Genomic DNA, 24,142 nt, shown 5'->3' with positions numbered 1-24,142 from the left:
TTATCCCCTACCTATATTTAAAAATTAGCAGTTATTTCGACTGCTCTCTTTTGTAATCGCCGCTTTTTCCACCCGATTTCTCGACTAAATAAGTGGGGCCAATTACCATTCCTTTATCCATGCTTTTACACATATCATAAATTGTTAATGCTGTAACAGATGCAGCGGTCAAAGCTTCCATTTCTACACCAGTACTTCCAACTGTCTTTACCGTCGTTGAAATAATCAAGTGAAAATCCCCTGCATCCTCTTCCCATCGAAACGATATATCGACACCCTTCAACATAATAGGGTGACACATAGGTATGATATCAGCCGTTTTTTTGGCAGCCATAATTCCAGCTACTTGGGCAACAGCTAAAACATCCCCTTTTTTTATTTCCTGCTTCGTGATTTTTTGATAGATTTCTTCACTTACTTTAACACTAGATAGCGCTACAGCTATGCGAGCGGTTTCACTTTTTTCTGAAATATCAACCATTTTCGCATGGCCTTCTTGATTAAAATGTGTAAACTCCCCCATAATAACACCTCTAAGCAAAATGATACACTATTTTAAGGAGAATGTGTATTTATTATCACTTTTTTCCCGTTTCCCCTTTATTGCAGTATAACGTATTTTTAGGTTACACTTAAGATACATAATCCCCTGAGGTGAAGAAATGATACTATTACAAGTAAATCAGCTGACCAAGCACTTTGGAGCTGAACTTATCTTATCAAATATAAAATTAGAAGTACAAACAAGAGACCGGATCGCTCTAGTGGGAAGAAATGGTGCTGGGAAATCTACTTTATTAAAAATAATTGCTGGACAGCTATCTTATGACTCCGGTGAAATCATAAAGCCGAAAAATGTCGAAATAGGCTATCTTGCCCAAAATACTGGCCTCGAATCAAGTCTTTCTATTTGGGATGAGATGTTAACTGTTTTCCATGAACTTCAATTAAAAGAGAAGCATATAAGAAAACTAGAACAACAAATGTCTGACCCTAGCACAATCGAAAACCTAGATGCTTTTGAGAAAATTTTAAAAGAGTATGATCATCTGCAATTCGAATTTAAAGAAAACGGCGGCTATCAATACGAAGCAGATATTCGTTCCGTTTTACACGGACTAAACTTTAATACATTCGATTATAGTACAAAAATCTCTACATTAAGTGGTGGGCAGAAAACAAGATTAGCATTAGCCAAACTGCTCCTGACCACACCAGATATTCTGATCCTGGACGAGCCGACAAACCATCTTGATATTGAAACACTATCTTGGTTAGAGCAATACTTGCAAGGCTACAAGGGTGCTGTACTAATTGTTTCCCATGACCGTTATTTCCTTGATAAAGTGGTAACTCAAGTTTACGAAATATCTAGACACTATATTCAAAAATTTATTGGTAACTATAGCGGTTATCTTGAGCAAAAAGCGGCAAATTATGAGCGAGAAATGAAACTTTACGAAAAACAACAAGATGAAATCGCAAAACTGGAAACATTTATCCAGAAAAACTTAGCACGCGCATCTACTACTAAAAGAGCACAAAGCCGCAGAAAAACATTAGATAAAATGGAACGAATGGATCGCCCAGATGGAAATGAAAAATCGGCGTCCTTTGGTTTTGAAATTACCAAGCAAACGGGAAATGATGTTTTGAAAATTAATGATCTTTCCATTGGCTATAAAGATAATATCGTATCAGAACATATCAACTTTCATATAAGTAGAGGCGATAGTGTCGCACTTGTCGGTCCAAACGGTGTTGGTAAATCTACATTATTAAAAACAATTATTGAAAAGCTGCCAAAGCATGCCGGATCGATTACACTGGGATCAAACGTCATGATCGGCTACTATGATCAAGAACAAGCAGAATTAACGTCAAATAAACGAGTACTGAATGAATTATGGGATGACTTCCCACTGACACCTGAAAAAGAAATTCGGACTGTACTCGGTAATTTCTTATTTTCAGGAGACGATGTTTTAAAAACAGTGAATTCTTTAAGTGGTGGAGAAAAAGCAAGATTAGCATTATCGAAGCTAATGATGGAAAAACCTAATGTATTAATCTTGGACGAGCCAACAAACCATTTAGACTTAGACAGTAAGGAAGTGCTCGAAAATGCCTTAATTGATTATCCTGGCACCATCTTATTTGTTTCCCATGACCGTTATTTTATTAACAGGATAGCAACAAAGGTAATTGAATTAGCTGCGGAAGGATCCACAGAATTCTTAGGTGACTATGATTATTATGTGGAAAAGAAGCTAGAACAAGCAGAAATTCAAGCATTAGAAGCGACAGCTGCTATTCAACTAGAACAAGATACAGGAACGGAAGAAAAAACTTCTTACCAAATGAGCAAAGAAGCAAAAAAATTAGAAAGACAAAGAGTAAGAAGAATCGAAGAAATTGAAACAACCATTGAAGAATTAGAATCGAAAGTATCGGAACATGAAGCCCTTCTTTGCGAACCTGAAGTCTTTCAGGACCACGAAAAAGTTTTAGAGCTAAATAAAAACCTTGAACAGCTAAAAGATCAAATGGAGCGTTTAATGGATGAATGGACCGAATTGTCAGATAAGTAAAAAGTACTGGGTATTTACTTACCCAGTACTTTTTTTCCACATTATTATCCACATATTAAGAAGTTATTATATAAGATTTCCACATGTTTATACACATTATCCACAAAAACATAATAAATTACTCACATTATCCACAGTTCGTGTATATAACATCATATTTATTCACAATTACTCTTTTCTATGCATATAAGTAAAAAGTCTTATTCTTTTTCATTGTGGATAGTTATATCTAATCCTGGATTTCCGTTCAAATCCAATTCAGCTCGTTGCCCCTTTTCATAAAAAATAGTTCCCGCTGCAGCAATCATTGCGGCGTTATCTGTGCATAAAGATAATGGAGGGATAGTTAGTTTCACAGAATCCATTTCCTTAAATTTATCCACAAGCGCTGTTCGAAGACCTTTGTTAGCCGCAACTCCACCAGCTAATACAACTTGTTTCACCTGATATTCTTCTGCTGCTTCCACAGTCTTTGATACTAATACATCCACTACACTTTCTTGAAAACTAGCGGCCAAGTCTTCTGGTCTAATAACTTCTCCTCGTTGCTCTGCGTTATGCACAGTGTTGATAACTGCTGATTTTAATCCACTGAAGCTAAAATCATATGTACCTTCTATCCATGCTCTTGGTAGCTTCACCGCTTTCGGATTTCCTTCTCCTGCTAATCGATCAATATGAGGTCCACCTGGATAAGGAAGATTAAGCGTTCTTGCAACTTTATCGTATGCTTCTCCAGCCGCATCATCTCTTGTTTCTCCGATAACCTCAAAATGACCATGCTCTTTCATTAACACTAATTCTGTATGGCCTCCAGAAACCACAAGTGCCAATAAAGGAAATTCTAAGTTATCCACAAGTCGATTTGCATATATATGGCCAGCAATATGATGTACACCGACAAGGGGGATATCATGTGCAAAACTAATTGCTTTCGCTGCATTTACTCCTATTAAAAGAGCCCCTACTAAACCGGGTCCTTCTGTTACCGCAATAGCATCAATTTCTTCATACGTTATACCGGCCTGGGAAAGTGCCTCTTCTATTACAAGCGTAATTTGCTCCACATGATGTCTTGAAGCAATTTCTGGAACAACTCCGCCAAATCGTTTATGGCTTTCAATTTGAGAAGCAACGATATTGGAAAGAATTTCGGTTCCATTTTTTACAATAGAAACTGCTGTTTCATCACAACTTGTTTCCATACCCATTATAATCACATTATTATTCTTCATAATTTCACCCACATTACTAAAGCATCTTCTTGATTATCTGTATAATACTTCTTTCTGATTGCCCCATTTTGAAATCCCAGTTTTCTATATAAATTCTGTGCCACGACGTTCGTTACACGGACTTCTAATGTCATAGAAGTAGCTCCCATTTTCCTTGCCTCTTCCATTACTTTAGTAAGTAATGTTTCACCAAGCTTTCTCCCTCTGTACTCTGGTAAAATCGCGATATTAGTAATATGTGCTTCATCTACCACAATCCATACTCCACAGTACCCGACCAACTCTTCTTCATATTGGATCACAATATACTTCGCGAATCGATTTTGTGTTAGCTCATTATAGAAAGCTTCTTTACTCCAGGGAGTAGGAAAAGAGATTGTTTCGATTTTAAAAACATTATCGATATCTGCGACTGTCATATAGCGAAATTCGAATGCTGACATTATCCCCTGTCTTCCTTTTTCTCTTTATTTGCCTTAAGCCAATTTGCCTCTGCCTCTGCTAATCGAATATAATTAGGTGTAAATGTATGTATCGCTTCTTCCGGTCTCGCTTCACCTAACATTGCGAGAATAGACGGTCTAGGATTAAAATCCACTGCATCTGTTATATGAGCAAACTTCCCTAATCCCTCTGTGAAAATATCTTGGTGTATAGGCAAATCATTCCCTACAAACAATATTCGCCGTTTTAATGACGCAAGCTGTTCTACCCAATCAGTAGACAGAATCAATTGGTCATTTTTCACGACTTCCATATCATTGCTGGTAAATTGATATAGCCCCGTATAAATCTGTCCTCTTCTTGCATCAAATAGGGGAGAAACATACCCATCAAAATATCTTCCCACCGATGCAGCAAGTACTTCTAGACTAGAGACACCAACTAATGGGATGTTTAAAGTCCACGCAAGTGTTTTAGCAATGGTTACTCCAATCCGAACACCTGTATAAGATCCAGGCCCTTTTGCTACCACAATCTTGGAAAGATCCTTTGGTTTTATATCACAATCCTTCATTAACTGTTCAATTGCAGGCATCGCTCTAATCGAATGGTTCTTTTTCAAGTTTGTAATATACTCCCCAATTACCTTCCCATTTTCATATAAAGCAATTCCTAAAACAAAATTCGATGTATCTATTGCTAATATCTTCATTAAAATAACTCCTTACATAATTGCATATAGCGAGAGCCCTTTGGGGATAGCACAATTTTTCTACCCGATGTGTTATCATAAAACAATTGAATTTGCAGGTATTCCAGTGGCAGTTGATCCTCAATTAAATGAGCCCACTCAACAACAGTAACTCCATCCCCTTCAAAGTACTCATCAAATCCTAAATCCTCATCGCTATCCTTTAATCGGTAAACATCCATATGATATAAAGGCATTTTCCCTTGATATTCTTTAATAATTGTAAAGGTAGGACTATTAACTGTTTTAGTTATTCCTAACCCTCTTGCTATTCCCTTTGTAAAAGTTGTTTTGCCTGCTCCAAGGTCACCTTCTAAAGTGATGACATCTCCGGCTTCTAAGAGTGATGCAATTCGCTCAGCAAAACCAATTGTTTCTTCCGCATTATCTGCCTTCCATTCAAAGTTATTCATAAATTACTCCTAATACAAATTTAATAATGGTATTATCCTTTATTATACTCAATAACTTAATGAGTCTAAAGTAAGTCTCCTTGTTTTTTCGTGGAAACATGCTCAACTTCCAAATTTCATTTGTTTAACTAGTTATCCACAGTGTCTCCATTTTAAAAATTTCTAGACGAACAAAAAATCCTTAGGTTTATTCCTAAGGATTTTTTCATTGTTTGATTGCGGGGACAGGATTTGAACCTGCGACCTTCGGGTTATGAGCCCGACGAGCTACCAGACTGCTCCACCCCGCGACGATATTAAATAATAAAAGCCTGGCGACGTCCTACTCTCACAGGGGGAGAACCCCCAACTACCATCGGCGCTGAGAAGCTTAACTTCCGTGTTCGGTATGGGAACGGGTGTGACCTTCTCGCTATCGCCACCAGACTATTTTATTTTGAGGTTATTCCCTCAAAACTAGATTATGAAGTAAAAAGAAAGAAATGAGTAATCATTTTGTCCAGCTCCAACGCCTATCAAACTTCCGATCATCTCCCTACGATAAGTCAACATCGAATCACTTACGTTCATCGTGTTTCCTTTATCTCAGTCGATGCTCCTCCAGTTTCTACGTCGATAAACAGGCGTTTCTGCTTTTCATTTTAGTTAAGTCCTCGATCTATTAGTATCAGTCAGCTCCACATGTCGCCATGCTTCCACCTCTGACCTATCAACCTGATCATCTTTCAGGGATCTTACTAGCTTGCGCTATGGGAAATCTCATCTTGAGGGGGGCTTCATGCTTAGATGCTTTCAGCACTTATCCCTTCCGCACATAGCTACCCAGCGATGCCTTTGGCAAGACAACTGGTACACCAGCGGTGCGTCCATCCCGGTCCTCTCGTACTAAGGACAGCTCCTCTCAAATTTCCTACGCCCACGACGGATAGGGACCGAACTGTCTCACGACGTTCTGAACCCAGCTCGCGTACCGCTTTAATGGGCGAACAGCCCAACCCTTGGGACCGACTACAGCCCCAGGATGCGATGAGCCGACATCGAGGTGCCAAACCTCCCCGTCGATGTGGACTCTTGGGGGAGATAAGCCTGTTATCCCCGGGGTAGCTTTTATCCGTTGAGCGATGGCCCTTCCATGCGGAACCACCGGATCACTAAGCCCGACTTTCGTCCCTGCTCGACTTGTAGGTCTCGCAGTCAAGCTCCCTTGTGCCTTTACACTCTACGAATGATTTCCAACCATTCTGAGGGAACCTTTGGGCGCCTCCGTTACTTTTTAGGAGGCGACCGCCCCAGTCAAACTGCCCACCTGACACTGTCTCCCACCCCGATCAGGGGTGCGGGTTAGAATGTCAATACAGCCAGGGTAGTATCCCACCAATGCCTCCACCGAAGCTGGCGCTCCGGCTTCCAAGGCTCCTACCTATCCTGTACAAGCTGTACCAAAATTCAATATCAGGCTGCAGTAAAGCTCCACGGGGTCTTTCCGTCCTGTCGCGGGTAACCTGCATCTTCACAGGTACTATAATTTCACCGAGTCTCTCGTTGAGACAGTGCCCAGATCGTTACACCTTTCGTGCGGGTCGGAACTTACCCGACAAGGAATTTCGCTACCTTAGGACCGTTATAGTTACGGCCGCCGTTTACTGGGGCTTCAATTCAGAGCTTCGTCTTACGACTAACCCCTCCTCTTAACCTTCCAGCACCGGGCAGGTGTCAGCCCCTATACTTCGCCTTGCGGCTTCGCAGAGACCTGTGTTTTTGCTAAACAGTCGCCTGGGCCTATTCACTGCGGCTCTCTCGGGCTTTAACACCCAAAAGAGCACCCCTTCTCCCGAAGTTACGGGGTCATTTTGCCGAGTTCCTTAACGAGAGTTCTCTCGCTCACCTTAGGATTCTCTCCTCGCCTACCTGTGTCGGTTTGCGGTACGGGCACCATAAATCTCGCTAGAGGCTTTTCTTGGCAGTGTGGAATCAGGAACTTCGGTACTATATTTCCCTCGCCGTCACAGCTCCGCCATATGGTAATGGGATTTGCCTCATTACCGGCCTAACTGCTTGGACGTGCTAATCCAACAGCACGCTTACCCTATCCTCCTGCGTCCCCCCATTGCTCAAACGATTTAAAGGTGGTACAGGAATATCAACCTGTTGTCCATCGCCTACGCTTTTCAACCTCGGCTTAGGTCCCGACTAACCCTGAGCGGACGAGCCTTCCTCAGGAAACCTTAGGCATTCGGTGGATGAGATTCTCACTCATCTTTCGCTACTCATACCGGCATTCTCACTTCTAAGCGCTCCACCAGTCCTTACGGTCTAGCTTCAACGCCCTTAGAACGCTCTCCTACCACTGACATCATTAGATGTCAATCCACAGCTTCGGTGATACGTTTAGCCCCGGTACATTTTCGGCGCAGAGTCACTCGACCAGTGAGCTATTACGCACTCTTTAAATGGTGGCTGCTTCTAAGCCAACATCCTGGTTGTCTAAGCAACTCCACATCCTTTTCCACTTAACGTATACTTTGGGACCTTAGCTGGTGGTCTGGGCTGTTTCCCTCTTGACCACGGATCTTATCACTCGTAGTCTGACTCCCAAGAATAAGTATTTGGCATTCGGAGTTTGTCTGAATTCGGTAACCCGATGGGGGCCCCTAGTCCAAACAGTGCTCTACCTCCAATACTCTCAATCTTGAGGCTAGCCCTAAAGCTATTTCGGAGAGAACCAGCTATCTCCAAGTTCGATTGGAATTTCTCCGCTACCCACACCTCATCCCCGCACTTTTCAACGTGCGTGGGTTCGGGCCTCCATCCAGTGTTACCTGGACTTCACCCTGGACATGGGTAGATCACCTGGTTTCGGGTCTACAACCACATACTATTTCGCCCTATTCAGACTCGCTTTCGCTGCGGCTCCGTCTCTTCAACTTAACCTCGCATGTAATCGTAACTCGCCGGTTCATTCTACAAAAGGCACGCTATCACCCATAAAAGGGCTCTAACTACTTGTAGGCACACGGTTTCAGGATCTATTTCACTCCCCTTCCGGGGTGCTTTTCACCTTTCCCTCACGGTACTGGTTCACTATCGGTCACTAGGGAGTATTTAGCCTTGGGAGATGGTCCTCCCTGCTTCCGACGGGATTTCTCGTGTCCCGCCGTACTCAGGATACACTCAAGAGGGAACGAAGTTTCGACTACAGGGTTTTTACCTTCTACGACTGACCTTTCCAGGTCGATTCGTCTACCCCGTTCCTTTGTAACTCCATATAGAGTGTCCTACAACCCCAAGAGGCAAGCCTCTTGGTTTGGGCTAATCCCGTTTCGCTCGCCGCTACTCAGGGAATCGCGTTTGCTTTCTCTTCCTCCGGGTACTTAGATGTTTCAGTTCCCCGGGTCTGCCTTCAGTACCCTATGTATTCAGGTAAAGATTCTATCCCATTACGGATAGAGGGTTCCCCCATTCGGAAATCTCTGGATCAAAGCTTACTTACAGCTCCCCAAAGCATATCGGTGTTAATCCCGTCCTTCATCGGCTCCTAGTGCCAAGGCATCCACCGTGCGCCCTTTCTAACTTAACTTAGTTGTCGGCTAAAGATAAACTTCACATCTCTTCGTCAGCTTCTTCACTCTGCTCCTCACGTACTGTCGTACGCTACGGTGCTCGCTCCGTCGCTTCCTTGACCTGCTCGTTTCTCTTTACCCTCCATTCTTTGAATAGGTATTCGTTTAATACGATTACTTTTCAAAGAAATAATTCTCTAACATAGAGAATCTAAGATGGCGATTACTCGGTTTCTTTCTTGTTTTTACTATTCATAATCTAGTTTTCAAGGAACAATTTCGGCTAAAGATAAACTTCGCATCTCTTCGTCAGCTTCTTTGCTCTGCTCCTCACGTACTGTCGTACGCTACGGTGCTCACTCAGGCGCTTCCTTGATCTACTCGTTTCTCTTTACCCTCAAACTTCTTACTGTTTTGAGGAATTAATTGCTCCCTCAAAACTGAACAACAAATCGTCAACAATCTATGATGGAATGTAAATTCCATTTTCCTTAGAAAGGAGGTGATCCAGCCGCACCTTCCGATACGGCTACCTTGTTACGACTTCACCCCAATCATCTATCCCACCTTAGGCGGCTGGCTCCAAAAGGTTACCCCACCGACTTCGGGTGTTACAAACTCTCGTGGTGTGACGGGCGGTGTGTACAAGGCCCGGGAACGTATTCACCGCGGCATGCTGATCCGCGATTACTAGCGATTCCAGCTTCATGTAGGCGAGTTGCAGCCTACAATCCGAACTGAGAATGGTTTTATGGGATTTGCTCGACCTCGCGGTTTTGCTGCCCTTTGTACCATCCATTGTAGCACGTGTGTAGCCCAGGTCATAAGGGGCATGATGATTTGACGTCATCCCCACCTTCCTCCGGTTTGTCACCGGCAGTCACCTTAGAGTGCCCAACTTAATGCTGGCAACTAAGATCAAGGGTTGCGCTCGTTGCGGGACTTAACCCAACATCTCACGACACGAGCTGACGACAACCATGCACCACCTGTCACTCTGTCCCCCGAAGGGGAACGTCCTATCTCTAGGAGTGTCAGAGGATGTCAAGACCTGGTAAGGTTCTTCGCGTTGCTTCGAATTAAACCACATGCTCCACCGCTTGTGCGGGCCCCCGTCAATTCCTTTGAGTTTCAGCCTTGCGGCCGTACTCCCCAGGCGGAGTGCTTAATGCGTTTGCTGCAGCACTAAAGGGCGGAAACCCTCTAACACTTAGCACTCATCGTTTACGGCGTGGACTACCAGGGTATCTAATCCTGTTTGCTCCCCACGCTTTCGCGCCTCAGCGTCAGTTACAGACCAAAGAGTCGCCTTCGCCACTGGTGTTCCTCCACATCTCTACGCATTTCACCGCTACACGTGGAATTCCACTCTTCTCTTCTGCACTCAAGTCCCCCAGTTTCCAATGACCCTCCACGGTTGAGCCGTGGGCTTTCACATCAGACTTAAAGGACCGCCTGCGCGCGCTTTACGCCCAATAATTCCGGACAACGCTTGCCACCTACGTATTACCGCGGCTGCTGGCACGTAGTTAGCCGTGGCTTTCTGGTTAGGTACCGTCAAGGTACAAGCAGTTACTCTTGTACTTGTTCTTCCCTAACAACAGAGCTTTACGATCCGAAAACCTTCATCACTCACGCGGCGTTGCTCCGTCAGACTTTCGTCCATTGCGGAAGATTCCCTACTGCTGCCTCCCGTAGGAGTCTGGGCCGTGTCTCAGTCCCAGTGTGGCCGATCACCCTCTCAGGTCGGCTACGCATCGTTGCCTTGGTGAGCCGTTACCTCACCAACTAGCTAATGCGCCGCGGGCCCATCTGTAAGTGACAGCGAGATGCCGTCTTTCAGCTTTTCCTCATGAGAGGAAAAGGATTATCCGGTATTAGCTCCGGTTTCCCGAAGTTATCCCAGTCTTACAGGCAGGTTGCCCACGTGTTACTCACCCGTCCGCCGCTAACTTTAAAAGCAAGCTTTTAAAGTCCGCTCGACTTGCATGTATTAGGCACGCCGCCAGCGTTCGTCCTGAGCCAGGATCAAACTCTCCAATAAAGAGTTGATTAGCTCATTGCTAAACTCTAGCTTTTATATTACTTGTTTTCATTCTATAACATTCGTTATAAAACGATTATTGTTGACGTTTGTTTGTTCAGTTTTCAAAGAGCAATAAAATAATTTGGAGCGGGTGATGGGAATCGAACCCACGACATCAGCTTGGAAGGCTGAGGTTTTACCATTAAACTACACCCGCATTAGTTGAGAGTAATATTCACTTTTACTTGATATTCATGGTCGGGAAGACAGGATTCGAACCTGCGACCCCTTGGTCCCAAACCAAGTGCTCTACCAAGCTGAGCTACTTCCCGAATATGGCGCGCCCGAAAGGAGTCGAACCCATAACCTTCTGATCCGTAGTCAGACGCTCTATCCAATTGAGCTACGGGCGCATATTTCCGAAAGCGACTTTATAATCATACAATACTTTTTATCGGCTGTCAACACTTTTTTCGATGCGGCCGAGAGGACTTGAACCTCCACGGGGTTAACCCCCACTAGGCCCTCAACCTAGCGCGTCTGCCATTCCGCCACGACCGCACTATAAGAGATAATCCATTGTACATTCATAAATCTTTTTCGTTCATTAGATGGTGCGGGTGAAGGGAGTCGAACCCCCACGCCTTGCGGCGCTAGATCCTAAGTCTAGTGCGTCTGCCAATTCCGCCACACCCGCTTAATTCTAATATTCAAAATGGTGAGCCATGGAGGATTCGAACCTCCGACCCTCTGATTAAAAGTCAGATGCTCTACCGACTGAGCTAATGGCTCGTGGCTGGGCTAGCTGGATTCGAACCAACGAGTGACGGAGTCAAAGTCCGTTGCCTTACCGCTTGGCTATAGCCCAATAAACAAATAAATATAAATGGCGGTCCGGACGGGACTCGAACCCGCGACCTCCTGCGTGACAGGCAGGCATTCTAACCAACTGAACTACCGGACCATTTTTTCTAATAACAACTAACAAGTGACCCGTACGGGATTCGAACCCGTGTTACCGCCGTGAAAGGGCGGTGTCTTAACCGCTTGACCAACGGGCCATGATCTTTAAAATTGCTTTCTGGCGGAGAAGGAGGGATTTGAACCCTCGCGCCGCTCACGCGACCTACACCCTTAGCAGGGGCGCCTCTTCAGCCTCTTGAGTACTTCCCCAAAAATGGCTCCGCAGGTAGGACTCGAACCTACGACCGTTCGGTTAACAGCCGAATGCTCTACCACTGAGCTACTGCGGAATAATTTTGATCGACTTGTCCACTATCTAAACAAGATAGTTATTAGCAGTTGAATTAATCAGCCGCTCTCTTGTCGACTCTTTACATTATAAGGACATATAAATAATAAGTCAAGCGCCTTTTAAAACTTTTTTAAAATAAAAATTAACCACGTTAAGATTGTCTATCCACATCTATTATTTCTTCTAATATTAATCTCCCTCTACATTTCCCACAAACATACTTTTTTATGTCCATTCGTTTTCTTCTCGTATATTTCTGTTTACAAGAAACACAAGAATAAATAAGTAATTTCTTTGATTTTCCTTTCTTACTTTCAGCTGGTAAGGGAGAACAATATCTTGGACCACCTACCCTTTTTAGAAGAGACTTAAAGTCTGCATCCTTATGCTGATAACCTCTTTTTAATAAATGAAGATGATAATGGCATAATTCATGCTTAATAATCCCTATTAATTCATCCAATCCCATCATCTCATAATACGTTTTATTAATTTCAATATTATGCGAACTTAATAAATACCTTCCCCCAGTGGTTCTTAATCTGGGATTAAAAGATGCTTCGTGTTCAAACTTCCTTTTAAAATATTCCCATGATATATCCTCCACTAACCTTTGTAATTCTTCATTTGTCATCGTTCTGCTCATCCCTCCTCAACAAGACAAACTATTATAGCATACAATAATCTTATCACCTACTAAAATCTACACAAATCATGGATACCACTTAAACCAAAGCATATTTTACCCGTTATGTTATTTAGAGCGGCGTCTAAATTTCCGTTTTTTTTCAAACAAGTACAAACAGCCTTTTTTCTCGCTTCTCTTATATAAACTAATGGAATTTAAAAGAAGGAGAGCTCTTAAATTAGCCATAACGAAATAAAAGGAAGGAGTGGATATAATGCCTAATTGGTTACAAAACCAAATTAAAAAAGCTTTCTATGAAAAAAACAGCTATCAAGTAAAGCTATTGAATCAATGCTGGTATTACTATTGCCGTAAAAATACTCCTAGTTAACTTTCGCTCTTACTTGATTATTGTACGAATAACTTTCAATCAACTCTTCTTATGTAGGAAAAGCCTGCTTTTTTTAGTAAACGCAGGCTTGCTTCCATTCGTTATTTTTCTTCTTTTGGGCTCAGCATCGTAAGTGCAACTCTTCCCTTATTATGATCTACGCTATCTACCCAAACCGTAACAACATCCCCTACACTTACTATATCAAGTGGATGCTTAACAAACTTGTTGCTCAGCTTAGAAATATGAACTAAGCCATCTTGTTTTACTCCAATATCTACAAACGCTCCAAAATCGACTACATTTCTAACCGTACCTTGTAGTTCCATTCCTGTTTGCAAATCTTCTAGCTTCAATACATCTTTACGTAATAGCGGTGCGGGAAGATCTTCACGTGGATCACGAGATGGACGAACTAATGCATCAATAATATCCTTTAATGTTAATTCTCCCATATTAAGTTCCTGGGCAATCTCCTTTAATGCTACTTTCGTCAAGGCTTCTTTTAACGCTTGCGTGCCAATATCCTGTGACTTAAATCCTAACTTAGATAGGAGTTTTTTCACTTCATCATAATGCTCAGGGTGGATACCTGTTCGATCTAGAGCCTCTTCTCCATCCAAGACGCGCAAGAAGCCAATTGCTTGTTCATATGTTTTTGCTCCTAGACGTGGTATCTTCTTTAACTGCTTACGATTACTAAATTTGCCCTCTTCTTCTCGTTTTTTCACGATATTATTAGCAACCGCTTTGGAAAGGCCAGCGACATATTGTAATAGGGAAGAAGATGCAGTGTTTACATTAACACCTACTTGGTTAACTGCGGTCTCTACGACAAAGTGCAATGATTCAGCTAATTTTTTTTGCGATACATCATGTTGATATTGACCGACACCAACAGATTTCGGGTCAATTTTCACTAACTCAGCAAGTGGATCTTGCAATCTTCTTGCAATTGACACCGCACTTCTCTCTTCTACTTGAAAATCCGGGAATTCTTCTCTAGCAATTTCTGAAGCAGAATAGACACTTGCACCTGCTTCATTCACAATTAAATAAAAGATCTCTTTGTTTTGTTTCTTTAGCATTTCTGCAACAAATTGTTCTGTTTCCCTTGATGCTGTTCCGTTCCCGACTGCAACCATTTCTATATTATAGCGGTTAAGAATGCTTTGAAATTTATCTTTTGCTTCTGCAGTTTTTGATACAGGTGGATGTGGATAAATTACACCAATTTCTAATACTTTTCCTGTTTCATCTACTACTGCTAATTTACAGCCTGTCCGATATGCTGGATCTACACCAAGAACCATTTTCCCTTTTAATGGTGGTTGCAATAATAGATTTCTAAGATTTTCTGAGAAAATATGTATTGCCTGTTCTTCAGCCTTTTCTGTTAGCTCATTTCTTATTTCTCTTTCGATAGAAGGCTGAATAAGACGTTTATAACCATCTTCTAACGCCTCTTTTATAATGCTCGCTGCAGGCGAACGAGTATTTGTTATCCATTTTTTCTCTAAATATTCTATTATCACATCGACAGGAGCAATAATCGCTACTTTTAAGATATCTTCTTTTTCCCCTCTATTTAAAGCTAATGTCCGATGAGGAACAATCTTGTTTACCGGTTCTTCATACTCATAATACATTTCATAAATATTTTTTTCGTCTTTTTCAGCATTTTTAGAGCTAGATTGGATTTTCCCACTAAGCATCGTCTTGTTTCTAATCCATTTTCTGCTCTCTGCGTCATCCGATATGCGCTCTGCCAATATATCCTTCGCTCCATTTATCGCATCTTCGATTGTTAGTACATCTTTTTCTTCAGAAATATATTTATGCGCTTCCTCTTCCAAAGAGTTTTCTTGATTCCTATTTAATAACCATTCTGCAAATGGCTCTAAGCCTTTTTCCTTTGCAATAGTTGCTTTTGTTCGACGCTTTTGCTTATACGGACGATAAAGGTCTTCTACTTCTTGTAACTTGATTGCCTTTGTAATATTCTTGCGAAGTTCTTCTGTCAGTTTTCCTTGTTCCTCAATTAACCGAATAACTTCTTCTTTTCTTTGTGCTAGGTTTTGAATATATGTATAACGATCAATAATATCCTTAATCTGCACCTCATCTAGTGCCCCAGTTTGTTCTTTTCTGTATCTAGCAATAAAAGGGACGGTATTCCCATCTTCTATTAATGTAATAACACTTTTCACCTGTTTCATTGAAACATTCTGTTCTTTTGCAATAATAGATAAATAATCCTGCCCTTTTTGCTGTTCCAAAACCTTCTCCATACGACTCACTATCCTTTCTAATCTCCATCCAACTCACTTGAAACAGTCTTTCCATTTCTCTTACCCACTAAAAGTAATACCTTTTATTTTCACTTACTTCTATTTTATCAAAAGGTCTCATGAAAGCATATTATCAACACATGAATTTACGTTCCCTTCCTTAATTTTGCCGCTCTATCTACTTAAAAACCTACTATTAGACAAAAAGAAAAAGCTTACTTTTTAAAGCAAGCTTCCTAGAATAAAGGTAGAATCATCGTCTGAATTATTATATTTCCCAACAATGTTATCCGCTATGGAGCTAATCGGTAAATATCCTTTTAGCAAGTTTTTAATTCCTTGAATATTAAACCCATCGGAAAAAACAAGAAATTTGGCATGATTCTCAAAAGTAAAACGTTGTGTATGATAATGTTGAGGTCTCCCAGATAAATACCCCGTTACCGGGAGTGGATAGGTTAATTTACCTGAAGGAGAATACAGAAAAAAACGTATATTGCCTACACAGCTATAAACAATGGTCTTAGAAGCATAGTTTATTTTGAAAACACAAACAGCAGCTCCTCTTTTCTTTACTAGAACATCGTTCGATAGTTCCATTAATTCCTCTACTGATTTCGCATGATTTTCTTTTATGATCTCAGTAACTGCAACGGATGCTTCATTTGCGTATTCGCCACTGCCAAGACCATCCGCTAATACACAAACAAAGTAATCATCCGTTGATGTATAAAAAAAGCTATCTCCACAAAGGGTTTTCCCTTTCTTGCTAGTCTGATAGGCGAGTACATGAACATTGTTGTCTTTCAACTCGTTCATAAGATAAACTCCGAATTACTGGATTCTGCCTGTATTGCTTCTTGAAGCTTCTTAATTGCTCTTCTTTGAAGCCTTGAAACATGCATCTGAGAAATCCCAAGTTTTTCTCCAGCTTCCTTCTGACTAAGATTATCCAAATATGTATATTGAATAATGCTTTTTTCTCTCTCCGTTAATACATGCAATACCTTCTCCAGTACTAACTTTTGATTCACTCTTTCAAACCCTTGATCCACATCTCCTACAATATCTAGAAGTGTAACAGTTCCGCCTTCCGAATCCGCTTCAATGGAATGATCAACAGATAACGCTTGATAGCTTCTGCCCATTTCCATTGCTTCTAGCACTTCTTCTTCGGATACCTCTAAATAATCGGCGATTTCATTTACCTTTGGTGAACGTTGTAAATCAGTAGTAAGTTGTTCAACGGTTTTCTTTATTTTAGGGCCAAGTTCTTTAATTCTTCTAGGTACATGAACACTCCACGTTTTATCTCTTAAAAATCGTTTGATTTCTCCAATAACCGTTGGGACAGCAAACGCTTCAAAACTTTTCCCAAAACTTTCATCATATCGATGAATAGCTCCTATTAATCCGATTATCCCAACCTGTGTAATATCTTCATGAAACATTTTTCCTTTAGAATATTTTCGTGCCAGCATTTCTACTAAGTCACGATAATTTATAACAAGCTTTTCTTGTGCCTGCTCGTCTTGTGTGCTCTGAAATTGTTTTATTAATGCATTTACTTCTTCTTTTGGTAAATGGCGATTAGGTTGAGATTGTTTCTGCATCCCTCTCCACCTGCTCTCCTTCGAGGTATTTAGTCATGAAAACAGTTACCCCGTTATTATGGTGAATCTTTACTTCATCCATTAATGTTTCGATCAAGTATAGGCCAAGTCCTCCTTCGCGAAGAAATTCCACTGACTCATCCTGCTCATAAGGGCCCAAATCTTTTGTAGTGGAATGAAAGTCAAAACTCTTTCCATTATCAGCTACAATAACTTCTAAGCGATCATTATATAATCGAAATCCTATTAAAACTTCTCCTGCGTCATTATTCTTGTACGCATGTTGCACAGCATTTGTACATGCTTCGCTTGTCGCTATTTTTAAATCTTCAATTTCATCGTAGCTGAAGCCCATTCTGCTTGCAATTCCAGATAATGTTAAGCGAATAATCCCAACATACTCTGGTTTAGAAGGAATTTTCATTTCGATGTACTCAAAATGACTCATTGGATTCCACCTTCTATCTTACTATTTATGTCTATAATATCTGCCAATCCAGTTATTTCAAACAATCTAATTAAACGGCTTGATAGACCTATTAACTTGAATTCGCCATTGTTTGCACGAACATTCTTAAATATGCCTACAAATACCCCTAAACCAGTACTGTCCATATAGTTAACATCTGACAAATCTATTATCATTTTTATTCCTTCTTGTTCAGAAAAGGAATAAATTCGCTCTCTTAGTTTTGGAGCAGTATACGCATCAATTTCACCAGAAACCTTGACTTCTACATCCAATTCTTTTTCCTTTACATCGATTATGATATTCATCCCGACCCACCTTTACATTATTACGATATTGTCTTATACCCGATCATTTACGATGTTAAACTTCTCTTTTAAAAATAATTAAAGTAAAATCATCACGCAATTGGAAGTCTTGAATCTTTTCTAATTCCTTATAGACATTTTTGACAATATTTTGTGCATCTAAGTGCATATGTTTTCTTATATATCCAAGAAGCGTTTCTTTATCAATAAAGCCTTCCTTCGTTCTACACTCGGTTACTCCATCTGACATTAAAATAATCATATCACCTGGATAAACTTGCTTTTCAAATTGCTGATATTTTGTTTTTTTATCGACGCCTAGTAGTAATCCCTTTGTTTTCAACTCACTAAACTGCTTGGTTTCTGCTTGATAATATAAGCCAGGTTCGTGACCAGCTGACGCATAATGAAATACATGTGACAATACATCATACGCTCCATAAAACATCGTAATGAACATACTGGGATCTACATTTTGCTCTACAACCCTATTTAAGTTTTCTAATACATTACTTGGTTTATTCCTATTTTCAGGGAGACTATCCATCGCATACTTAATCATCGACATGCACATAGCAGCAGGAATTCCTTTTCCAATTACATCCGCAATTGCAATATTAATCACCTGATCATCATCATGAACAAAGTGATAATAATCTCCATTCATCATTTTAGCAGGAACACTGATTGCGCCGATATCTAACCCATCTGCTTTTGGAATATCAGTGCTTAATAATGTTTGCTGAACATTTGCAGCGATCTCCATTTCACTTCTTAATTCTTGTTGAACATGACGAAGGCTTTGATGTTCTCTATAGGCAAATCCATACCCAATCATGACCTCTAAAAGAATATCAAAGGATTTTGTTACATATTCAGGCATCTCTGGGTATAAATCCATAAGAATTGATTTATGTAAACTGATGATATCTTCTGGCGATATTTTTTGTTCAATGGATTTTCTACTAAACTTTTGCCCTTGATAAAGAGCTTGTTCCGATTCATCTTTAATATAGTTCACAAGAAGATCTCGATACTTAGATTCCATCATTTCCCGGAAATCCATTATCTCTCCCCCTATCTTAGCCACTTCACTGCCTGAATTTCTGTCCCCTCACCGATAGAGGTTTTAATATCAAACTCATCCATCAGCCTTTTTACACCTGGTAATCCAGCACCTAACCCGCCGGAGGTAGAAAAACCGTCTTGCATCACTTGTCTAATATCCTTGATTCCAGGACCACTATCTATTGCAATTAGTTTCAAACCTGATTTCCCATTTTCAAACAGCTTTTCAATACAAATCTGTCCTTGTCCAGCATACAAATATATATTTCTTGCTAGTTCACTAATTGCAGTTGTAATACGTGCTTGATCGACGGTACCGAAGCCGAGCTCTTTTGCAATATTTCTGCCTAATTGTCGAGCAGCAACGATGTCCCATTCATTTACGATTTTTAAACAGGATTGGTCTCCCATAGGTCAATCCTCCAATTCCTGTTGTAATTTCTCCAAACCTTTTTCTAGATCTAAGGCAGTTAAAACATCGTTTAAACTGATACCTAGTTCTACTAAGGTGATGGCAACAGCAGGTTGAATTCCTGTCAGTACCACCTTAGCCCCCATTAGCTTCGACATACCGATTACATCACCTAACACTTTTGCAATAAATGAATCTATAAAATCAATGGAAGTTAAATCAATAACTACTCCACTTGCACTAGTCTCATGGATTTTATTTAATAAATCCTCTTGAAACTGAAGGGCTGTTTGGTCATCTAACTCCCATTGAATAGATACTAGTAAATAGTCATAAAGTTTTAATATTGGTATTCTTACTCTATTCACCCAAAACCAACCAACTTTCTTTTAATATATTTTTACAAACTTACCAATCCCTTTATAGGGATTTCTCTATATGACAGAAGCAAATGCTAAATATAGACCTTGGTATTTATCTACATCATATAGATTAATACATTTTTTTTATAGATCTCCAGCACATTTCATTTAACCTGTTTACTTGCTCTATAATTATAATTAGCCTTTCTCCATTTTATCATATTAAGAGAGACTTTCTATTTTCAAAAACTGATATATTGAAAAACAATCGGTATTTTTGGGCATTATTTTCAGTTGAAAATTGACTGATCCTATATTTATATAGGAGATGACTTTTCTATATTCCCATTCTGATTCTTTTTGAAACCTTTTTATACGAGTTAATAAAATTTTTTGTCACACCATAGAGACAGATGCCTACTTTTTTATTATTAGTGCTTTTAAAATTAAAATAGAAAGAACCTCCATTAAAGATAGGAGGTTCTCAAAGTGTAGACAAACCCCTGAATTTTAGATATAGAGGTTTGTCTATAGTATATTTATTAGTCCCTTTGAATAGGGATGTTGCTCTCCGTTCCAGGGGTTCGCTTTCCGTGGGGCTCGCGCTGAGCCGCTTCGGCCTTTGGCCTGCAGGGTCTCAGCTGTCTCGCTAATCCCACAGGAGTCTCACCCCTTCCACTCCAAGCAACGCATGAAAATTCAATGTAAGTTTCTAAAAATCTTTTTGTCGACAAACTGAGAACCTCCATTAAAAATAGGAGGTTCTTTTACTAACAATATACAGGCTATTTCACATGCAGAACGGTTACTATAAAAAAAAAGCGCTACAAACGAGCGCATTCTATTCTTAAAATTCAATGAGACCTAAACTAATTTGTAGAGCTTCATCGACTTTTTCCATCATTCCCTCATCAAGATGAGTAATTTTGTCCGTTAGCCTCTGTTTATCTATCGTACGAATTTGTTCTAAAAGAATTACTGAATCTCTTTCAAAACCATATCGCTTCGCATCAATTTCCACATGAGTCGGCAATTTAGCCTTTTGAATCTGAGCTGTAATTGCTGCAATAATGACTGTGGGACTGAACCGATTCCCGATGTCGTTTTGAATGACAAGTACAGGACGGACTCCGCCTTGCTCTGAACCAACAACTGGGGATAGGTCTGCAAAATAAACGTCACCACGTTTGACAATCAAAGGATTACCCTCCGCTTACAAGACGTTCTACTGTATGCTCTGCCTCGTATTCTGCGAGAAAGCTTTCTGATGCAATGGATAAATTTAATTTAGCCATTTCCATATATCCTCGTCTCATCGATTCGCGGATATGTCTCTTTTTCCGTTCGCGAAGATACATTTTCGTTGCTTGATAAATAAATTCACTACGATTAACATTTTCCTGCTTAACGAAGCCGTCCAATTCAGTTAACAAATGCTTTGGTAATTTTATCATGATCTCTGTCGTTGCGCTGGATTCAGACACAAACATACACCTCCACCATCACTACACACCATTTTTAGCTCTGCCTTTTTTTAATCATACCACTATTCATTGTTTCTGCAAAGTCCATTCAGCAATTCTACTGTATTATCCGCCAAAAATTATCCCTTTTATGCATGAAAGAATGGAAAAAACGAAAAATATTCTCAAAAACAATAGCTGTAATTCCATATTTTTCATATTAGTTATCTCTAAATGGTATCTGTGACCATAATTAATGTATTCATTATTTTCATCATCCATTACTATTTATTTAGTCTAGAGTTAAAATAATGTTTTTTACAATAATCGCCCTAAAATATTTGCATTATACCTCTATCCTTTATATATACAATTAAATTAAAGGATTCATTGTTTCTGTAAAAACACCATTTTGTTTATACACACGAGGGACTCTTGTAGAAATCATACAGGTAACCTCATAATTAATCGTTTCTAATTTAGCAGCAATTTCATTAACAGAAATAATCTCATCTTTTTGTTTCCCAATCAGTGTTATCTCTGTACCTGGTTCCATATAGAAAGGGAGCCTTATCATGCATTGATCCATGCAAATCCTCCCAACAATTGGTACTCTCCTTCCGTCAATAAGAACCTCTTGTCCTTGCAGTTTACGTAACCATCCATCCGCATAGCCGATTGGCAAAGTACCTATCCACTCCTCTTCTTCCGCCTCATATGTTGCACCATAGCTTACTTTATCCCCTTTATTTAACTTTTTCACTTGGACCAATTTTGTGCGCAAGGAAAAAGCTTCTTTTAATAGATAAGGTAAATCAGGCTCAATCTCAAGAGATGGTGTCAATCCGTACATCGAAATCCCCAAACGAACAGCATTATATTGTAAATCTGGATGTAAAAGACTGGTCGCGCTATTACTGCAATGAATAATTGCTGGCAGCTTTGAAAAGGAAGAAAGTAGCTCCTTAAAGCGTTGAATTTGGTTCTCGAAATAAGAAGAATTTTTTTCATCCGCTGTCGCGAAATGAGTAAAAACTCCCTCCACGACAATATTCGAATGCTTTACCAGTAATTCCTCTACCTGCTGGATCTCCTGCTCCTTTCTTAAACCAATTCTCCCCATGCCCGTATCTAACTTTAAATGGATCGTTAAAGAAGCATCCTTACTTAAAAATTGTTGAGCTTCCTCCAGCCAGTTCACATGATAAACAGTTAAAGTCACCTGATTTTTTATCGCTGTCATAACATCTTTTGGTCTACTTGCGCCCAGTACAAGAATTGGTGCAGTAACACCACTATTTCTTAAACTAATCGCCTCATCTAAAAAAGCTACAGCCAAGCTATCCGCACCAGACTGTAATGCTGTTTTAGCAATTTGCAAAGCTCCATGCCCATATCCATTTGCCTTTACTACCGCTATCAATTTATTTTCAGGATGTAATCTTTTTCTTAACTCACTAACATTAAATGCAATAGCATCAAGATCAATTTCCACCCATGTATCTCGATAAAAAGTATCTTCTTGATTCAAAATCTTCACACGTCCTTCATGAAATAAAAAGCTTGTATTCTAAATTATTCTACTGATTTAACAGCTTGTCAATTCCTATCCTCGACTTTCGCCTGTTGGATCTCCCTTTCCACTCATTTTCCACTGAAGTCAAGTGTCCCAGCGAAAATCAACTCAGAATGTTGAAAAAACAACAAAAAAAAACAGCCTCTAAAATAGAAGCTGTTAACAAATGCTTATTTTATTGCTTCTCCTTGTACAGTGCGTGCAACTGTAACTAGTTCATCACGAGTTAAATCAGTCGATGCAATAGTATAATCAACGCCTTCAAACGTCCAAGATACTTTAGAATCTGTTACTTCCCCAATGGTAAATCCTAAATCCACGGGATCTCCCTTACTAACAATTGGTCCTGCTGTAGCTGGTGCTACCACTGCTTTTTCTTGAATAATCGTATAGGACTTTTCCCCATCATATGTCAAAATCACACGATTTCCGTTTTCCGAAGCCATTTTTTTCTCTTCTACTAAGCTAACTCCTTCTAACGGTTCTTCCGGATATTTAACAGTAAAGCTTTTATCTTCGACTTCTCCCATAACTGGAATAACCATCTTAGCCGCTGTCATACTTTTTTGTAAATCAAAATCCTTCTTATCAAAGGATACGTCAAATTTCACATTGGAGAATTTAACTGTAACAAGAGCTACTCCCTCTACATCCTTAACCTTTACACTTACAGGCGAAAGATCTTTTTTGCTAAAAGTAATTTCTTGTGTTGGAAGCATTTTGTTATTCTGATAGCGTGTTTTTGTTTCAAACACATAATACTTATCAGTAGCAGAAAATTTCACATCTTTATCTTCTTCAATATCTTTCACTAAAGACTCATAGAGATAAGCCTGACTACTATTTTCTGGCCACTCGCTTTGAAACTTAAAGCTTTTGTTTAAAGCTGGTGTTAAAACATACACGCCTTCTTCATTTTTCAAAATCATTTGGCTCTGATTCTTTGCTGAATTCTTTAGATTTACTCGATAAAAATCTGGGTCTTTATGCCAGACCTCCACTTCGTAAGTTTGTGGCTCTGTTCCCATTTTGAGAGTCATTTCGGCGTCTGCTTTATACCCCTTTGTCTCGACCTTTTCTTTTAAATCAGTCAGAACATCTTCTTTCGATTTTGTTCCACAGGCAGTTAACAAAAGCATGACCGTTAGCCCTACAAATAGCAACCAAATCTTCTTGTTCATTTTTTCAACTCCCCTATTCTCATTTCACGTAGAAAGAGAGAAAAATAAGCAAACAGCATTTCTAGTAAAAAAATCCCTCTTTCTTATTCCTTGGAATTTTCTATT

General features: G+C 40.0%; 20 protein-coding genes, 12 tRNA genes and 3 rRNA genes. 2 read left to right on the top strand and 33 right to left on the bottom strand.

What is annotated here, in order from left to right:
• Positions 1-31 precede the first annotated feature (31 nt).
• Positions 32-523 carry a cyclic pyranopterin monophosphate synthase MoaC gene (moaC, locus tag NKG37_RS08725; RefSeq protein ID WP_101728798.1) on the bottom strand — a complete coding sequence of 164 codons (492 nt, stop codon included), beginning with the start codon at positions 521-523 and terminating at the stop codon, positions 32-34.
• Positions 524-662: 139 nt separating this feature from the next.
• Between moaC and NKG37_RS08720 the strand changes: the two genes are divergently transcribed.
• Positions 663-2,591 carry an ABC-F family ATP-binding cassette domain-containing protein gene (locus NKG37_RS08720; protein WP_254416085.1) on the top strand — a complete coding sequence of 643 codons (1,929 nt, stop codon included), beginning with the start codon at positions 663-665 and terminating at the stop codon, positions 2,589-2,591.
• A 200-nt stretch (positions 2,592-2,791) separates the two neighbouring features.
• Here the strand turns inward: NKG37_RS08720 and tsaD are convergent, their stop codons facing one another.
• From tsaD to NKG37_RS08620, 20 genes are all read right to left on the bottom strand, one after another.
• Positions 2,792-3,826 carry a tRNA (adenosine(37)-N6)-threonylcarbamoyltransferase complex transferase subunit TsaD gene (gene tsaD, locus NKG37_RS08715; RefSeq protein WP_016204041.1) on the bottom strand — a complete coding sequence of 345 codons (1,035 nt, stop codon included), beginning with the start codon at positions 3,824-3,826 and terminating at the stop codon, positions 2,792-2,794.
• On the bottom strand, positions 3,823-4,269 hold the full coding sequence (gene rimI, locus NKG37_RS08710; RefSeq protein ID WP_101728796.1) for a ribosomal protein S18-alanine N-acetyltransferase: 447 nt from the start codon (positions 4,267-4,269) through the stop codon (positions 3,823-3,825). The genes tsaD and rimI overlap by 4 nt, the downstream gene beginning before the upstream one ends.
• On the bottom strand, positions 4,269-4,982 hold the full coding sequence (tsaB, locus tag NKG37_RS08705; RefSeq protein ID WP_254416084.1) for a tRNA (adenosine(37)-N6)-threonylcarbamoyltransferase complex dimerization subunit type 1 TsaB: 714 nt from the start codon (positions 4,980-4,982) through the stop codon (positions 4,269-4,271). The genes rimI and tsaB overlap by 1 nt, the downstream gene beginning before the upstream one ends.
• On the bottom strand, positions 4,982-5,434 hold the full coding sequence (gene tsaE / locus NKG37_RS08700; protein WP_254416083.1) for a tRNA (adenosine(37)-N6)-threonylcarbamoyltransferase complex ATPase subunit type 1 TsaE: 453 nt from the start codon (positions 5,432-5,434) through the stop codon (positions 4,982-4,984). The genes tsaB and tsaE overlap by 1 nt, the downstream gene beginning before the upstream one ends.
• Positions 5,435-5,650: 216 nt before the next feature.
• Positions 5,651-5,724: transfer RNA gene (locus NKG37_RS08695), tRNA-Met, on the bottom strand.
• Between the two features lie 19 nt (positions 5,725-5,743).
• Positions 5,744-5,860, bottom strand: a 5S ribosomal RNA gene (gene rrf / locus NKG37_RS08690).
• A gap of 215 nt (positions 5,861-6,075) precedes the next feature.
• A 23S ribosomal RNA gene (locus NKG37_RS08685) occupies positions 6,076-9,011 on the bottom strand.
• Between the two features lie 478 nt (positions 9,012-9,489).
• A 16S ribosomal RNA gene (locus NKG37_RS08680) occupies positions 9,490-11,038 on the bottom strand.
• The 16S, 23S and 5S rRNA genes sit together here with 12 tRNA genes alongside, the layout of an rRNA operon.
• 125 nt (positions 11,039-11,163) lie before the next feature.
• A tRNA-Gly gene (locus tag NKG37_RS08675) sits at positions 11,164-11,237 on the bottom strand.
• A gap of 38 nt (positions 11,238-11,275) precedes the next feature.
• Positions 11,276-11,352: transfer RNA gene (locus NKG37_RS08670), tRNA-Pro, on the bottom strand.
• Between the two features lie 4 nt (positions 11,353-11,356).
• Positions 11,357-11,433, bottom strand: a tRNA-Arg gene (locus NKG37_RS08665).
• A 64-nt stretch (positions 11,434-11,497) separates the two neighbouring features.
• A tRNA-Leu gene (locus NKG37_RS08660) sits at positions 11,498-11,581 on the bottom strand.
• Positions 11,582-11,632: 51 nt separating this feature from the next.
• A tRNA-Leu gene (locus tag NKG37_RS08655) sits at positions 11,633-11,717 on the bottom strand.
• 19 nt (positions 11,718-11,736) lie between these two features.
• Positions 11,737-11,812: transfer RNA gene (locus NKG37_RS08650), tRNA-Lys, on the bottom strand.
• A 1-nt stretch (position 11,813) separates the two neighbouring features.
• Positions 11,814-11,888 (bottom strand) — tRNA-Gln (locus NKG37_RS08645).
• 19 nt (positions 11,889-11,907) lie between these two features.
• Positions 11,908-11,984, bottom strand: a tRNA-Asp gene (locus NKG37_RS08640).
• Between the two features lie 25 nt (positions 11,985-12,009).
• A tRNA-Glu gene (locus NKG37_RS08635) sits at positions 12,010-12,081 on the bottom strand.
• Positions 12,082-12,102: 21 nt separating this feature from the next.
• Positions 12,103-12,193 (bottom strand) — tRNA-Ser (locus NKG37_RS08630).
• Positions 12,194-12,198: 5 nt separating this feature from the next.
• Positions 12,199-12,273 (bottom strand) — tRNA-Asn (locus NKG37_RS08625).
• A 153-nt stretch (positions 12,274-12,426) separates the two neighbouring features.
• On the bottom strand, positions 12,427-12,909 hold the full coding sequence (locus NKG37_RS08620) for a SprT family protein (protein ID WP_040342602.1): 483 nt from the start codon (positions 12,907-12,909) through the stop codon (positions 12,427-12,429).
• A 268-nt stretch (positions 12,910-13,177) separates the two neighbouring features.
• Here NKG37_RS08620 and cmpA point away from each other — a divergent pair, with 268 nt between their 5' ends.
• The gene (gene cmpA / locus NKG37_RS08615; RefSeq protein ID WP_101729026.1) at positions 13,178-13,294 is read left to right on the top strand and encodes a cortex morphogenetic protein CmpA; all 117 of its coding nucleotides are present in this window, start codon (positions 13,178-13,180) and stop codon (positions 13,292-13,294) included.
• A gap of 101 nt (positions 13,295-13,395) precedes the next feature.
• Here the strand turns inward: cmpA and NKG37_RS08610 are convergent, their stop codons facing one another.
• The 12 genes from NKG37_RS08610 to NKG37_RS08555 form a co-directional block, all read right to left on the bottom strand.
• Positions 13,396-15,585, bottom strand: a complete 2,190-nt coding sequence (locus NKG37_RS08610; protein ID WP_254416082.1) for a Tex family protein — start codon at positions 15,583-15,585, stop codon at positions 13,396-13,398.
• 222 nt (positions 15,586-15,807) lie between these two features.
• On the bottom strand, positions 15,808-16,404 hold the full coding sequence (locus NKG37_RS08605) for a PP2C family serine/threonine-protein phosphatase (protein WP_016201238.1): 597 nt from the start codon (positions 16,402-16,404) through the stop codon (positions 15,808-15,810).
• Positions 16,401-17,198, bottom strand: coding sequence for an RNA polymerase sigma factor SigB (gene sigB, locus NKG37_RS08600; protein WP_016201239.1), 798 nt, complete (start codon positions 17,196-17,198; stop codon positions 16,401-16,403). Before sigB ends, NKG37_RS08605 begins: the two co-directional genes overlap by 4 nt.
• On the bottom strand, positions 17,176-17,646 hold the full coding sequence (gene rsbW / locus NKG37_RS08595; RefSeq protein ID WP_016201240.1) for an anti-sigma B factor RsbW: 471 nt from the start codon (positions 17,644-17,646) through the stop codon (positions 17,176-17,178). Before rsbW ends, sigB begins: the two co-directional genes overlap by 23 nt.
• The gene (locus tag NKG37_RS08590; RefSeq protein ID WP_016201241.1) at positions 17,643-17,975 is read right to left on the bottom strand and encodes an anti-sigma factor antagonist; all 333 of its coding nucleotides are present in this window, start codon (positions 17,973-17,975) and stop codon (positions 17,643-17,645) included. The genes rsbW and NKG37_RS08590 overlap by 4 nt, the downstream gene beginning before the upstream one ends.
• Before the next feature lie 55 nt (positions 17,976-18,030).
• Positions 18,031-19,041 carry a PP2C family protein-serine/threonine phosphatase gene (locus NKG37_RS08585; RefSeq protein WP_016201242.1) on the bottom strand — a complete coding sequence of 337 codons (1,011 nt, stop codon included), beginning with the start codon at positions 19,039-19,041 and terminating at the stop codon, positions 18,031-18,033.
• A gap of 11 nt (positions 19,042-19,052) precedes the next feature.
• Complete coding sequence (locus NKG37_RS08580) at positions 19,053-19,454, bottom strand: anti-sigma regulatory factor (RefSeq protein ID WP_254416081.1); 402 nt, start codon at positions 19,452-19,454, stop codon at positions 19,053-19,055.
• Positions 19,455-19,457: 3 nt separating this feature from the next.
• Entirely contained in the window at positions 19,458-19,823 is a 366-nt protein-coding gene (locus NKG37_RS08575; RefSeq protein ID WP_016201244.1) for an STAS domain-containing protein, read from the bottom strand.
• Positions 19,824-20,664: 841 nt separating this feature from the next.
• Entirely contained in the window at positions 20,665-21,015 is a 351-nt protein-coding gene (ndoA, locus tag NKG37_RS08570) for a type II toxin-antitoxin system endoribonuclease NdoA (RefSeq protein WP_169187740.1), read from the bottom strand.
• Positions 21,016-21,019: 4 nt separating this feature from the next.
• Complete coding sequence (locus NKG37_RS08565; protein WP_016201247.1) at positions 21,020-21,301, bottom strand: CopG family ribbon-helix-helix protein; 282 nt, start codon at positions 21,299-21,301, stop codon at positions 21,020-21,022.
• A 352-nt stretch (positions 21,302-21,653) separates the two neighbouring features.
• Positions 21,654-22,811, bottom strand: a complete 1,158-nt coding sequence (gene alr, locus NKG37_RS08560; RefSeq protein ID WP_254416080.1) for an alanine racemase — start codon at positions 22,809-22,811, stop codon at positions 21,654-21,656.
• A 215-nt stretch (positions 22,812-23,026) separates the two neighbouring features.
• Complete coding sequence (locus tag NKG37_RS08555; RefSeq protein WP_254416079.1) at positions 23,027-24,037, bottom strand: LolA family protein; 1,011 nt, start codon at positions 24,035-24,037, stop codon at positions 23,027-23,029.
• Between the last annotated feature and the right edge of the window lie 105 nt (positions 24,038-24,142).

The sequence above is a fragment of the Niallia sp. RD1 genome, assembly GCF_024219955.1.
Lineage (GTDB): Bacteria > Bacillota > Bacilli > Bacillales > Cytobacillaceae > Niallia > Niallia alba.
The sequence above is the reverse complement of the archived record's forward strand: the minus strand, read 5'-3'. Positions and strand labels throughout refer to the sequence as shown.

Excerpts from the sequence above, each read along its gene's own strand:
- tsaD (WP_016204041.1), bottom strand. The coding sequence starts at position 3,826 with ATGAAGAATAATAATGTGATTATAATGGGTATGGAAACAAGTTGTGAT.
- NKG37_RS08720 (WP_254416085.1), top strand. The coding sequence starts at position 663 with ATGATACTATTACAAGTAAATCAGCTGACCAAGCACTTTGGAGCTGAA.
- NKG37_RS08580 (WP_254416081.1), bottom strand. The coding sequence starts at position 19,454 with ATGGGAGACCAATCCTGTTTAAAAATCGTAAATGAATGGGACATCGTT.
- rsbW (WP_016201240.1), bottom strand. The coding sequence starts at position 17,646 with ATGAGTCATTTTGAGTACATCGAAATGAAAATTCCTTCTAAACCAGAG.
- moaC (WP_101728798.1), bottom strand. The coding sequence starts at position 523 with ATGGGGGAGTTTACACATTTTAATCAAGAAGGCCATGCGAAAATGGTT.
- NKG37_RS08605 (WP_016201238.1), bottom strand. The coding sequence starts at position 16,404 with ATGAACGAGTTGAAAGACAACAATGTTCATGTACTCGCCTATCAGACT.
- NKG37_RS08590 (WP_016201241.1), bottom strand. The coding sequence starts at position 17,975 with ATGAATATCATAATCGATGTAAAGGAAAAAGAATTGGATGTAGAAGTC.
- cmpA (WP_101729026.1), top strand. The coding sequence starts at position 13,178 with ATGCCTAATTGGTTACAAAACCAAATTAAAAAAGCTTTCTATGAAAAA.
- rimI (WP_101728796.1), bottom strand. The coding sequence starts at position 4,269 with ATGTCAGCATTCGAATTTCGCTATATGACAGTCGCAGATATCGATAAT.
- tsaB (WP_254416084.1), bottom strand. The coding sequence starts at position 4,982 with ATGAAGATATTAGCAATAGATACATCGAATTTTGTTTTAGGAATTGCT.
- NKG37_RS08555 (WP_254416079.1), bottom strand. The coding sequence starts at position 24,037 with ATGAACAAGAAGATTTGGTTGCTATTTGTAGGGCTAACGGTCATGCTT.
- NKG37_RS08585 (WP_016201242.1), bottom strand. The coding sequence starts at position 19,041 with ATGGATTTCCGGGAAATGATGGAATCTAAGTATCGAGATCTTCTTGTG.
- NKG37_RS08620 (WP_040342602.1), bottom strand. The coding sequence starts at position 12,909 with ATGACAAATGAAGAATTACAAAGGTTAGTGGAGGATATATCATGGGAA.
- NKG37_RS08610 (WP_254416082.1), bottom strand. The coding sequence starts at position 15,585 with ATGGAGAAGGTTTTGGAACAGCAAAAAGGGCAGGATTATTTATCTATT.
- tsaE (WP_254416083.1), bottom strand. The coding sequence starts at position 5,434 with ATGAATAACTTTGAATGGAAGGCAGATAATGCGGAAGAAACAATTGGT.
- sigB (WP_016201239.1), bottom strand. The coding sequence starts at position 17,198 with ATGCAGAAACAATCTCAACCTAATCGCCATTTACCAAAAGAAGAAGTA.